At 39.0% G+C, this 12,392-nt stretch carries 12 protein-coding genes; 5 read left to right on the forward strand and 7 right to left on the reverse strand.

Annotation, left to right across the window (positions count from 1 at the left end):
* Positions 1 to 78 precede the first annotated feature (78 nt).
* Positions 79 to 1,155 (reverse strand): 3-dehydroquinate synthase, encoded by a 1,077-nt coding sequence (gene aroB, locus ACFQ1G_RS02265; protein WP_380736641.1) that lies wholly within the window; start codon positions 1,153 to 1,155, stop codon positions 79 to 81.
* Between the two features lie 87 nt (positions 1,156 to 1,242).
* On the opposite strand from aroB, the gene ACFQ1G_RS02270 reads away from it, so the two are divergent.
* Both ACFQ1G_RS02270 and ACFQ1G_RS02275 read left to right on the forward strand, forming a co-directional pair.
* Positions 1,243 to 2,454, forward strand: coding sequence for a proline dehydrogenase family protein (locus ACFQ1G_RS02270; RefSeq protein ID WP_380736643.1), 1,212 nt, complete (start codon positions 1,243 to 1,245; stop codon positions 2,452 to 2,454).
* 19 nt (positions 2,455 to 2,473) lie between these two features.
* The gene (locus ACFQ1G_RS02275) at positions 2,474 to 2,977 is read left to right on the forward strand and encodes a 1-acyl-sn-glycerol-3-phosphate acyltransferase (RefSeq protein ID WP_380736645.1); all 504 of its coding nucleotides are present in this window, start codon (positions 2,474 to 2,476) and stop codon (positions 2,975 to 2,977) included.
* Between the two features lie 48 nt (positions 2,978 to 3,025).
* Here the strand turns inward: ACFQ1G_RS02275 and ACFQ1G_RS02280 are convergent, their stop codons facing one another.
* The 3 genes from ACFQ1G_RS02280 to ACFQ1G_RS02290 all read right to left on the reverse strand — a co-directional run bounded on the left by ACFQ1G_RS02280 (position 3,026) and on the right by ACFQ1G_RS02290 (position 6,237).
* Complete coding sequence (locus ACFQ1G_RS02280; RefSeq protein WP_380736646.1) at positions 3,026 to 4,180, reverse strand: baeRF7 domain-containing protein; 1,155 nt, start codon at positions 4,178 to 4,180, stop codon at positions 3,026 to 3,028.
* A gap of 175 nt (positions 4,181 to 4,355) precedes the next feature.
* Complete coding sequence (locus ACFQ1G_RS02285; protein ID WP_380736647.1) at positions 4,356 to 5,177, reverse strand: DUF1853 family protein; 822 nt, start codon at positions 5,175 to 5,177, stop codon at positions 4,356 to 4,358.
* Positions 5,167 to 6,237 carry an AI-2E family transporter gene (locus ACFQ1G_RS02290; RefSeq protein ID WP_380736648.1) on the reverse strand — a complete coding sequence of 357 codons (1,071 nt, stop codon included), beginning with the start codon at positions 6,235 to 6,237 and terminating at the stop codon, positions 5,167 to 5,169. Before ACFQ1G_RS02290 ends, ACFQ1G_RS02285 begins: the two co-directional genes overlap by 11 nt.
* Before the next feature lie 127 nt (positions 6,238 to 6,364).
* On the opposite strand from ACFQ1G_RS02290, the gene ACFQ1G_RS02295 reads away from it, so the two are divergent.
* Complete coding sequence (locus ACFQ1G_RS02295) at positions 6,365 to 7,150, forward strand: tRNA pseudouridine synthase A (RefSeq protein ID WP_380736650.1); 786 nt, start codon at positions 6,365 to 6,367, stop codon at positions 7,148 to 7,150.
* A 6-nt stretch (positions 7,151 to 7,156) separates the two neighbouring features.
* Here the strand turns inward: ACFQ1G_RS02295 and recQ are convergent, their stop codons facing one another.
* On the reverse strand, positions 7,157 to 9,256 hold the full coding sequence (recQ, locus tag ACFQ1G_RS02300) for a DNA helicase RecQ (RefSeq protein WP_380736651.1): 2,100 nt from the start codon (positions 9,254 to 9,256) through the stop codon (positions 7,157 to 7,159).
* Between the two features lie 130 nt (positions 9,257 to 9,386).
* Here recQ and corA point away from each other — a divergent pair, with 130 nt between their 5' ends.
* Entirely contained in the window at positions 9,387 to 10,469 is a 1,083-nt protein-coding gene (gene corA / locus ACFQ1G_RS02305; protein WP_380736653.1) for a magnesium/cobalt transporter CorA, read from the forward strand.
* 4 nt (positions 10,470 to 10,473) lie between these two features.
* On the opposite strand, the gene ACFQ1G_RS02310 is transcribed toward corA, so the two are convergent.
* Positions 10,474 to 10,941, reverse strand: coding sequence for a hemerythrin domain-containing protein (locus tag ACFQ1G_RS02310; RefSeq protein ID WP_380736654.1), 468 nt, complete (start codon positions 10,939 to 10,941; stop codon positions 10,474 to 10,476).
* Between the two features lie 166 nt (positions 10,942 to 11,107).
* Here ACFQ1G_RS02310 and ACFQ1G_RS02315 point away from each other — a divergent pair, with 166 nt between their 5' ends.
* The gene (locus ACFQ1G_RS02315) at positions 11,108 to 11,431 is read left to right on the forward strand and encodes a hypothetical protein (protein ID WP_380736655.1); all 324 of its coding nucleotides are present in this window, start codon (positions 11,108 to 11,110) and stop codon (positions 11,429 to 11,431) included.
* Positions 11,432 to 11,487: 56 nt separating this feature from the next.
* On the opposite strand, the gene ACFQ1G_RS02320 is transcribed toward ACFQ1G_RS02315, so the two are convergent.
* Positions 11,488 to 12,375: a succinylglutamate desuccinylase/aspartoacylase domain-containing protein gene (locus tag ACFQ1G_RS02320; protein ID WP_380736656.1), complete on the reverse strand. Its 888-nt coding sequence runs from the start codon at positions 12,373 to 12,375 to the stop codon at positions 11,488 to 11,490.
* Positions 12,376 to 12,392: the final 17 nt, after the last annotated feature.

Below are 12,392 nucleotides of genomic sequence, written 5' to 3' on the forward strand. Positions count from 1 at the left end.
TAATTCCTTCTTCCGCCGGCGTTAAATTAAATAAAAAATTTAATCTCTATTTTTTAAATTTAAAATCGTAGCAAGCTGTTAATCAAGGTAGTACTCAAACGCATTGAAAATGAGTTCGTTTGAGACCTGCCTGTCAATAACCGGTTCACCAATTTGTCGCAAAAGAACAAAATTTATCTTTCCGCCCTCATTTTTTTTATCAAATTTCATGAATTCTAAAATCTTTTCCTGGTCTGCAAGGGTGATTTCTACCTTGCCATAAATGGAGGTTATCACTTTTTTGATCTCGTGTAGAATTTCTTCGGAAAAATTTTCAGTCTTGGCCGAAAGATATGCTGCGAGCACCATTCCAATGGCAACCGCTTCACCATGAAGTAATTTTGGTTTTGTAGGTTCTTCCAGAAAATAAGATTCGATTGCATGGCCCAGAGTATGTCCAAAATTTAGACTTTTTCTAAGCCCCTGCTCATTGGGATCCTTTATTACAATATCTTCTTTTATTTCAATCGATTCCAGGATCAATTGGTCAAGATCGGTTAAATCCAGGTCTTGCAGGTTACAGAGTTTTTTCCAGTAGTTTTCATCACTAATAAGCCCATGTTTCAGCATTTCTGCTAATCCGCTGCGCATTTCGGCAGGTGGGAGGGTTTGTAAAAAGGAAGTATCTGTTACTATCATTTCGGGTGGGCGAATAACTCCAATCTGATTTTTTAAGGCATCCAGGTTCACCCCATTTTTTCCACCCACAGCAGCGTCTACCATCGCCAAAAGGGTAGTAGGCACGTGTATACATGAAATACCGCGTTTGAAAGTAGCTGCCACAAAACCGCCAAGGTCGGTGACTACGCCGCCTCCCAGGTTAATGACAAGGCTCTTTCTGTCTCCCCCTAATTCAGAAAGGGCATTCCAGATCCCGTTACAAGTCTCAATTGTTTTGTTTTCCTCTCCCGGTTCCATCTCTACCACTTCAATATTCGTAGTAGATTCCAGTTTTTGAAGAAAGGGGGATAGACAGTAATCGTGCGTATTAGAGTCAACAATTATGAATATCTTGGTGAAGTTTTTTTCCTTCAAAAAGGTATTAATGCGAGTATATCCCTTTTCGTTAAAAAACACCTGTATATCTTGTGGATTTTCGGTCATGATGGTATTCAAAAAACTGCGTTTGAGAGCCGAAAATAAGGAGAATTATCGTAATAATTTATTGACCAATAAGTATATTTGTATACTTAATCTACATTAATGATCACGAAAAAAATATTTAACGATACTGAGACGGCTTTCAGACTGAAATCCGATTCAGAATTGAACCGTGCTATCTTCCTTTTCGAGATGATAGACAGGCCTTTGTTAGTGAAGGCTGGCACGGCAGCAACCAAAGCTGCATTAACCCTACATCTACCCGTTGAATCTTTAATAAAAAAGACGATTTTCAACCAATTCTGTGGAGGGGTTACTGAGAAAGATTGTATGCCTGTCATTCAAAAAATGTATTCAAAACATCTTCATAGCATTCTGGATTATTCCGTGGAAGGAAAAGAGAAGGAGAGTGAATTTGAAAAGGCTATTGAAAGAAAGACGAATATTGTACATTTCATTGAGGATAAAGAGGCAATACCATTTGCGGTTTTTAAGCCTACAGCTATTGGAAGATTTGAGATCTGGCAGAAAGTTTCTGCGAATGCCAATCTTTCCCTGGAAGAAGAGGAGGAATGGCAGAGGATCAAAAATAGGGTAAACAAGATCTGTGACGCTGCGTATAATGCGAATGTAAGACTACTGGCCGATGCTGAGGAGAGCTGGATGCAGGATGCCGCCGATGTTCTCATGGAGGAAATGATGTTCAAGTATAACCGCGAACGTGCTATCATTTATAATACCCTTCAATGTTACCGTTGGGACAGACTTCAGTATTTAAAGGATCTTCACAGCCGTGCCATTGATCAGGGCTTTATTGTGGGAGCAAAGATCGTGAGAGGAGCTTATCTGGAAAAGGAAAACGAGAGAGCTGCAAAAATGGGGTATTTATCTCCTATTTGTGAAAATAAGGAAGCTACAGATGTGAACTTTAACGGGGCTTTGACCTATTGCCTTGCACATATTGATGAGATCTCGGTATTCATAGGAACCCATAATGAGGTAAGTAATTATCTTGCTTTGCAGGTCATGGAAGATAAAGGTATTGCTAAAGATGATGATAGAGTCTGGTTCTCACAGCTCTTCGGAATGAGTGAGCATATAAGTTACAACCTTGCTGAAGAAGGATATAACGTTGCCAAATTAGTGCCTTTTGGACCAGTAAGGGAAGTAGTTCCTTACCTGATAAGAAGGGCAGAGGAAAACACCTCGGTAAAAGGACAAACCGGGCGTGAGCTTGCCTTATTATATGAGGAGAGAAAAAGACGAGGTGGAGAAATAACGAAGAGCAACAGGGAGAGTGAATTGGCTAGCTAGGTTAATATATTTCAGGATAATGGGATGGGAAATGGAAGGTTCCTTGCCCCAGGGAGTAAAGAAATGTGTAATGATCGTTGTGCCGCATACCAGCTGGCATGATTTCTACATTGGATTGTTAGTTAGACGTATTTGGAATGTGGAGATAAAATTCCTGGCAAAAAAGGAGTTATTCAAGCCTCCTTTTGGCTGGTATTTTAGATGGATGGGAGGTACACCGCTTGACCGTACTCCCGGTCAAAACAAAGTGGAGGCCATTGCTGAAATATTTCATAAGAAAAAAGAGTTCAGGCTGGCACTATCTCCTGAAGGCACCAGGAAAAAAGTAAAAGACTGGAAAACAGGATTCTACTACATTGCGAGGTCAGCGAATGTTCCTTTAATAATGATCGCTTTCGATTTTGGAAATAAAAGAGTGAAGGTTTCAGAACCGCTTTACCTGACAGAAGACAAAGAAGGTGATTTTAAAAGAATCAAAGAGTTCTATAAAGATGTAATTGGAAAAGTTGCCCATTATACTTAACATAAAAACCTCTGCAAGTTTGCAGAGGTTTTTTATTAGTAAAACCCATTAATACCTGAATACGGCATTCATTTTTGAATCCTGTGCAGGCATGAATTCATTTTCCATTAGATAAACTTTTCCTCCCTGCTCAATTACCTTGATAGCAGCGAGGTTCATTAGTGACATGTTGGTAGAATTTGGTTCTTCATGAATATCTACACTAGCCATATTTTCATTGTAATTTCCCCAAATATCTTCCCTGTTTTCCAGGAAGAGGGTATCTACTTTCCCTTCAAAGATCGCCGGAATGATCTCGGAAACAGCCGTAGACGTTCTTCCGGGTTTTAACTCCCTGAATTGATTCATTTTATTTTCCTTCTCCTTGTTAAAGTGCGGATCTAAAACATCAAGAGTTGCCGCGTGTAGGGCCAGCATATTTTCATAATCTGAAGGATTCCCCGGTACCGATTTGTCATATAGATTTTTATAAGTGTTCGCTTCCTGATAAATTGGGAAGAAACTATCCTGGCAAGCTATTACTAAAGGTACTTTTTCATTGTGTAATACTTCTCTTAACCCCTCATCAACCGCTCTAAAGAACCTTAAGATCTCATTTTTCCGATCCCTTTCCGCTGCTCCCTGACCATGCATAATAGTATCACCGGTGGCAGGATTTTGACTTTTAAATTGCAATGCCTTTTCTTCATAATCATAACCAACCCGGTCTTCCAGTCGGGAAGGGGTAAGGTCATTTACGGCTACTTCGCCAATACTGTAGAGATTTCCTTCGTACAATTGAACTCTGTCCAACTGTAATGCCAATACATAAAAGCGGGTATTCCCAGAGAACATTGGAATCAATGGTTTAAGATAGAAATGGTCTGACACATAAGTAAAAGCTTCAAAATTAACAGGTAAGGTGAATTTTTCAAAGAAACCATCTGCCATAAAGATCGCAAGCCCATCTGACTGATGACGCCAAAAATCACTGTCATTTAAAAGATCATCCAGAGGTTTTGCAATGCTATTGATCTTATCCTGTGGTAATCCGAAATTTTTAAGTTTCTCATTTACCTTTTTCCATTGGCTTTTTAATTGGATTCTGTCTTTTTCCTCCAGCACATCCTTTCCTATTCTTTGGGTAGGGATAAAAATTGAAATACATGGGTTGTTGTCAAATTTGGCTAAATTTTCAAATTGATTTTTTGTCAATATAGGCATGATTGTTTGATTTTAAGAAGCATATCGCAGACTCAGATATGCTTGGTTATTTCAATTGTTAAGTTACTGTAATTGAGGTGTTTTGCAAAAGTAATTACTTCTGTCAACTCATAATTTTTCCTTAATTAGTAAGAAGCTCCCAGTTAATTTTTCTTAATAGGAGGAATTAAAAAATTTACCACCAGACTATAAAAAATCTTTCATATAAATCATCTCCTTTTTTCATCCAGACTAAAGGCGACTGCTCTCTGGATAGTAGCCCCGAAATTTTAGGAAGGACTTCTTCAAAGCTTTCCCATACCTGATTGTGTCTTGGATCTATGGGCCAGTCAGGTTTTTTAGGGGAGTGAAAAAGAGCATTTCCGTAATCCACTTTTGTGAATTCTGACGCCTTTATCCAAAAGCCGGATACCGCATCTGGGTTTATTTCTGAAAAATTCATTTTTTCATCCCAATTTTTCGGAAGGAATAAATTGGCCTTAAAACATATTTTTTGGGTCACTTCTGAGGGATCAATTTTTAACCGGTCGAGAAGAGGCAAGGTTTCCTTTTGGTGTAATAATGGGAATTGGTTATTCTGTAGCCTCTTTAATTTTTCAGGGAAACTATCCCTTCGGTTAGGGCCTATCCAGCAGGCTCGGTCTCCCCGTATTTCAGGATCAAACAAATAGAATTTATAGACCAATTCCACGTGTGAAATTTCTCCGGAAATTGAATTTTTCAGAATAAAGTCAAGTTCACCCAAGGTTTTCTTTTCAAAAATGACTTGTTCATTATGAGCAAGTACCTCTTCATGAGAAAAGTGGGTTACATAATATTGGAAGAAGAGTTCCATCCTTTTTCCTAAGACCATGGAGGGAGAAAATTCCAATGTCCTGGGTAATTTTGAAATAGGTGCTTGCTTCAGATGATATGGTTGATAAGGAAACTTATTTTCCTTCCAGATCTGCCGTGTGTTCAGGAATCCGGCAAATTGGAATAAGACTTTATTTTCCATCCGATTTATTTTCTTTACTCAGAAGATACCCAAAAGGCTGGAGGGGTTCCACATTTTGAAAAATGACATTTATGATCGCCAGGATAGGAATGGCGAGGATCATTCCGATTATACCCCAAACCAGATTTCCAACGATCACAGAGACGATAACAGCAAAAGGATGCAGATCAACTTTATCTCCCACCACATAAGGATTCATAATATAACTTTCAATGAACTGACCAATAAAAAAGGTAAGTGAAATTCCAACCAATACCATTGGATCACCTGATGTGAGATAGCCAAAGACCATTGCCATACCAAAGCCAATTACATTTCCTACATAAGGAATAATACTGAAAACAGCCGCCAATACACTTACCAGGATGAAATTACTAACCCCAGATAGGCCCAATCCAATGGAGTAGAACACAGTCAAAAAAGCAATAAGGATTAATTTACCTAGAAGGTACTGTTGAGTGACGTTGGCTGAGTTGGTGATTACATCTTCAATTTTTTGCCTTCGGTCATCAGGGAAAAGTTTGAGAAGAAAACGTTTAAAGTGTTTCCGGTAATTGAGCGTAAAAAAGATATATACAAAGGTTAGGAGGTAAGTTCCGAAGAAACTCATTACCGAATTGATCAAACCTGCTGCCTTTTTCCGGGGATTGGAACCAATGCCGATATATGGAAAGGAGGTGTTGCCTGAGGAGTCTTTGAGATCTGAAGTATTAAGAGGCGTTCGGTCCAGTACAAATTGTTCCAACTGTTCGATCTTGGGTTTCATGGTCTCCTTGATCTTTGGCCAATCATCTGCCAGGTTCTTTACCTGCATTGACAAGAGGGCAAAAAACCCGATAGAAATTAAGAATATTAAGATCGTATTTATTAGCGATGCCGTAGCCCTATTCATAAAAGATCTTTCCATTAATCTGCTGAGAGGGTAAACTAGTAACGCCAAAATAATGGCTATACTTAAAGGAGCTAAAAAAGGCTTAGCCTTGATAAGACCAGAAAATGTGAAATAAAGTAAGAGAATGGAAAGTGCTGAAAATTGAAGGATTTTCTTTCCGGATGCCATTTGGTTTTTGGTTTGGTTTATAGTGAATATACAAAACCCAAAGGCAAAATTTTCTAACTAAAAGTTAAAGAGGTTAGCAAGTATAGGTCTTTGAAATAATTACATTTGTAAGAAAGGGATAAAAATTTTGAAATCACAACGCTATTATTACCTTCTAGAAATCCAGTATCTGGGTTACCGTTTGCATGGCTGGCAAATACAACCCGGGCTTAAAACGGTGGAAGGTCTGGTCAAGAAAACCCTGAAATTCGTTTTAAAAGAAACAAAGTTCAAAATTTTGGGAGCCAGCAGGACAGATGCCATGGTATCTGCACATCAAGCCGCTTTTGAACTTTTTATTGACCATGATCCTTTAGAAAACATGGCCGATTTTTTAGTACTGTTCAACGCCAACCTTCCGCAAGATATAAGGGCGCTAAGTATTAAAGAAGTAGATGCAAAATTCAATATTATCCAAAATCCCAAACAAAAAGAATATTTATACTTGTTTGCCTTCGGAAGAAAAAGCCACCCGTTTGCAGCTCCTTTACTGGCAACGTTTTTAGATCATCTGGATATCGATCTCATGATGGAAGGCGCAAAGCTTTTTGACGGCACTCATAATTTCAGGAATTACTGCACGAGGCCTACAGAACATACCATCCTGGAAAGAGAAGTTTCTTTTTGCCGAATTGAACCCAATTCTGAAATAACCGCAAGTTTTTTTCCGGAAAAAACATTCTTGTTACGAATACAGGGACCAGGTTTCCTTCGTAATCAGATTCGATTGATCATGGGAACCCTTGTTATGCTGGGAAGAGGAGACCTGAGTTTGGAGGACATTCAAAAAAGCCTGCAAGCCGATGTAGATATGCCCATGAGTTATATCGCACCCGGGAGTGGCCTAATTCTGAATAGCGTAGATTTTTCCTGATTCTAATTAACCTTCCTTAGCAATAATTGCAAGAGCGAGTCTAATGGTCCAGTAATCTATTGATTCCTCAAAGTGCTCATAATAAGCTTTGAGAGTAGGATCCTTCAATTCCCCTTTTGCTTTTTTGACAGCTTTAAGTTCTTTCTTAGTTACAAAGTTATGGAGGTCTACGTCCTTGTCCATATCATATAATTTGGCAAGGTGTGAAAAAATGGTAGTGACAGCCAGTTTTCTCTTTTTTGAGATCTCTTCCACACTTAAGCCATCCTTGTAAAGCTCATAAGTTTCTTTATAAGTACTGCTTTTTTTCCGAACTTTTTTTTCTCGTTTTTCCTTACTAAAAGCAATGATCTCTTTGATAAAGCGATACCCGTAATTTTGCATTTTTTGACGTCCCACCCCGCTTATTTGCATGAAATCTTCATCGGTCATAGGGCGTTGTTTTTCCATTTCCTTGAGCGTCGCGTCGTTGAAAATAAGGTATGCAGGGAGTTCTTCTTCGTTTGCCAGTTCAAGCCTTAACTTTCTCAGTCTTTCGAAAAGGGTATTTTCAACTTTCTTTTCAGCTACCTGAGGTTCTTTTGTTATTTCTACATGACTTACATCTGCTAACCGCACTTTTTCTTTTTCAAAAAGCACCTTTTTAGCAAGACTTGTAAGCCTGAGTTTATTTTGGTCGTGAAACGCAATTTCCACATAACCTAAATTAATAAGCTGAATAAGGTATTGCTGCCAATCCCTCCAGGAAATATCTTTTGCGATCCCAAAAGTACTGAGTTGCTGGTAGCCTTTTTCCAGTACATTTGAATTATGTGCACCCCGTAAAACGTCTATAACCATTGAAATTGGCTCCTGTTCTTTTAGTCTGAAAATGGTTGACAAAGCCTTTTGAGCCGTGATGGTACCGTCAAAGAATTCCGGCGGATTCTTACACACGTCACAATTCCCGCAATCTTCGGTGATCAATTCACCAAAATAGCTTAGCAGGATCTTTCTTCGGCAACTCAGGGCTTCGGAATATTGCTTCATTCGATCCAGTTTTGCCAATTGCACCTGTGAGTTCCCGCCGGTTTCAGCAAACTTCTGAAGCTGGATCACATCGGCATAACTATGGAATAACAATGTAGAGGAGGGCAGACCATCTCGACCTGCACGTCCTATTTCCTGGTAATAGCCTTCTAAATTCTTCGGAAGGTTAAAGTGGATCACCCACCTTACATTCGATTTATCGATCCCCATTCCGAAGGCGATCGTAGCACAAATGATCTGATTTTTATCATTAATGAAATCTTCCTGGATCCTGGTTCTTTCGGTATGTGATAACCCTGCATGATAGGCTTCTGCGTCATAACCTTTACTTTGTAGTTTGGCAGCCAGATCTTCGGTGTTCTTTCGGCTTAAACAATAGATGATCCCGCTTTCATTTTTCCTGCCTTTTAAAAAAGCTGTTATCTGTTCAAATTTTTTGGTGCCTGGCCGAACATCCAGGCTTAAGTTCTTTCGGTCGAAGGATGCTATATGTCTTTTGGCATTGGGAATATTAAGCTGGTCACAAATATCTTTTCGCGTGGCTTTATCTGCAGTCGCCGTTAGTGCTATCATAGGAGTAGAGGGGTAGCGGTTCTTCAGATAACCTAACTGCGTATAGGCAGGTCTGAAGTCATGTCCCCAGCTGGATATACAATGGGCTTCATCAATGGCGATCAAACTTATGTTTCCGGAGGAAAAAAGTGCATCTATATACTGCAGGCTTTCCGGTGCCACATAGAGCAGTTTTATCTCATTTTTAGCGACCTTATCAAATATACCTTGTTGTTCAGCTTCGGTTTGGCTGGAGTTTAAAAATGCTGCGGAAATACCATTTGCCTGTAAGCCATCAACCTGGTCTTTCATTAACGCGATCAAAGGCGAGATCACAAGGGTGGTGCCGGGAAGCAGAATGGCCGGTAACTGAAAGCAAATTGATTTTCCCCCACCGGTAGGCATGATCACTAAGTTGTCATTCCCCTCAAATACCGAATCTATGATCTTACCTTGTAAAGGCCTGAAGGTATCATATCCAAAATATTCCTTTAGAGCTGTAAAAATCTGCTTTTCTTCCACCATGCTGCAAAGGAAAACAAAGCATCGGCAATAAACAATAAGAACGAAAATCTTTCCGAAGCAAAAGAGTCAGGTTAAATATTCATGTAGACTAATGGGATTATTTTTACTTTTATAGAAATTACCAGAATCTATGGGAAAGCGTAAAAGGTATTTATCAAGAAGGCCAACATCCAAAAAGTCATTGAATCAGGCACCGGGAACGGTAACCTATGTTGGGAGTAAGGAAACAGTAGAAACCAAACTTGATATTATTGATTATAATACCACTTCATATGAGCGATTTACTTCAGATTCTATAGAGGACGCCTTTAAGTTTGAAGAAGAAAATAATGTTACCTGGTTCAACATTGATGGACTAAACAACACGGGAGCCATCACCAAGCTCGGAAAATACTACGAATTACATCCGCTTATTATTGAGGATATAGTTAACACTAACCAGCGGCCTAAGATCGATGAATATCAGGATTATTTTTTCATTGTAGCAAAAATGCTTTATAGAAATAAAGAAGGGACTCTTGAAAATGAACATATAAGCATTGTTCTTGGTAAGAATTATGTACTGAGCTTTCAGGAAGCGGGGGGTGATGTATTTGACGGAGTGCGACAACGCCTGGCCGGTGCAAAAGGACGGATAAGAAGCAGGGGAGCAGATTATCTAGCTTTTGCCCTACTTGATGCTATTGTCGATAATTATTTTATTGTCCTTGAGGAGATCAGTGATAAGATCGAGGATATTGAGGAGAGGCTTTTAAGTGTGGAACCAAATGATGACATCACCTTTGAAATACAGGAACTTAAAAAGACCATGTTGCGCATAAGAAGAGCGGTTTTCCCACTTAGAGAAGTAGTTAGCCGTCTGGAAAAAGTAGATGGTGGTCTTATTGACGAACAAACCGTTCATTACATAAGGGATCTGTATGATCACATTTTACAGGTCTCAGAAAATATTGAGGTTTACCGGGAAATGTCCTGGGGTCTTATGGATATGTACATGACCACCATTAGTCACAAAATGAACGAGGTTATGAAGGTGTTGACAATTATGGCATCGATCTTTATCCCGCTTACCTTCCTGGCAGGTATCTACGGAATGAATTTCAAATATATGCCAGAGCTGGATTGGGAATACGGTTATCCAACCCTATTGATAATAATGCTTCTTCTGTTCATTGGTATGATGATCTACTTTAAACGTAAACATTGGTTATAAGCGACTAATGAAGCCAGAATTTATCATGCCAGTCATCGGGGTCCGGAGTCTCAATGGTATCTTCTCTCGCTTTTAGTTGCTCCAGCCTTTCTTCTGAAGCTTCTTGCTGAATCTCGTTGAATAAAATCCTTTCTTCAAAGCGAATGTGCTTCTCAAGTTGTTTCTCAATTTCAGAAAGTGATCTTATAATATTGGATTTTTCGTTGAACAGGTTATTTAGTAGAATATGTTCCCTTTTGGCTCTTTTTATGAGCGGATGGTCATTCCCCAATATTGTAAAGATCTCATCTTCTTCAAATTTAAAATGTGGAATGAGTTGAGATTTATAGAAATGATCTGTATATGCCTTAATCCGATTGTCAGAAATTTGTTTTTTTCGGCCTTCTCTTATTTTCCAGCATAGCAACAGTCCATGATGGTGCTCTTTACTTAGCGGTTTAAGTGCTTCATGTCTTTTTAACGGATGATTCATATTGCTCATTTTGAAATGAATATTTCCAAAGGTATAATGCATAGATTGGTAAACCTATGATTGGTATCATGTTTATTGTAAGGAGATTATGAAATCAAATTTATCAAGCCATTAACAATTTTATAATCGATTCTCATTTACATTTAATGGTTTTTAAATTAATGGAATGAGAAAATTGACTTTAATAATGTCGGTAGCCTTATTTTTAGTAAGCTGTGGCTCCAGTAATTACTCTTTTAAAGAGCAGAACGTAATAAGAATGGCCGTTGACACTCCGGAATATTTCGATAATCCAAAAATGCATTCCTTTGATAAAGAATGCAGGAGTCCTCTGACCGATCCCCGGGATGGTACGGAAATCAACTTTCTGAGAGCTTCCTGGCCGGTAGCTGATTACAAGGTGCCAACCGGTAAATATGGAGTAAGACAGGGAGAATTGTTACGAGTAAACTGTAAAACAGGTGAGGCCATAGGGATCGTGAAAAGATAAATGAAAAAAGGCGACTTAAATAAACAGTCGCCTTAACTTTTTAAGTTGGAAGTCATTTATACCTCCTGTATCACAAAAAATCCGTCATTGCCCTGAGATTGATATAATGGCATAAAAATATACGCATCCCATTCGCTTCTAATCTCCTTTCCATTGCTGATAGCTAATAATTCACCTTTTTCGATCTTTTGGAAATTCTTATATCCAGATTCCATTTTAAAAGAATCTCCCTCCTTGATTTCATGCCGGTAAATGATCTCAAAAGTCTTTTGTTCCGGTGCATTTTCCTTGGCAAATTTATCAACGCAGTCCGGATAACAGGATATTTTCGAAAGGTCTAGACCACAAGCTTCTTTTAAAGCCAGCCAAATTACTCCTTCATGATTTTCTACGGAAGCCGGACTGGTGTGCTGTCCTGCTTCAAACACAAAGCCTGTTAAGCCGGTTCTGCTCATGTAATGGTCAATAGCTCCATAAACGATATCACTAAATCCACGGACAATATAAGTGGGGAATTTATGGGCCCAGGGATCATTATCATTAACCTCCTGAACTGATATATAAGGCAGACTGTCAGAAGATGTTGTATGGCAATCCAGGAAATAGCGCTTTGAAAATTGAGATTCCGGAAACTGCTCCAGTACCTCAATGATCTCCTGCATTTCTTTTTGTTCGGTTGTATCCGGATCTTTATTTACATTTTCTTCGATCCAGGTCCTGTTGAGATCCTCATCAATATATCGCTGACCTTTTTCAAGAGCTGTAGTGTTTCCGCGTACCCCGACTATTCTTCCGTTAATTTCCGGTTGATTCTTTTCCAGTTCCTCGAATACTTTTTCCAGGGCTTTTACACCGCTGGGTTCATTACCGTGGACACCTCCCGTAACGAATAGGAGTGGGCCTTTTTTGTTACTGGTATAATTTCCTATAATTCTACTTTTCATATTTTATTCTATTCTAT

It is taken from the genome of Salinimicrobium gaetbulicola, assembly GCF_042676025.1.
Taxonomy (GTDB): Bacteria; Bacteroidota; Bacteroidia; order Flavobacteriales; family Flavobacteriaceae; genus Salinimicrobium; species Salinimicrobium gaetbulicola.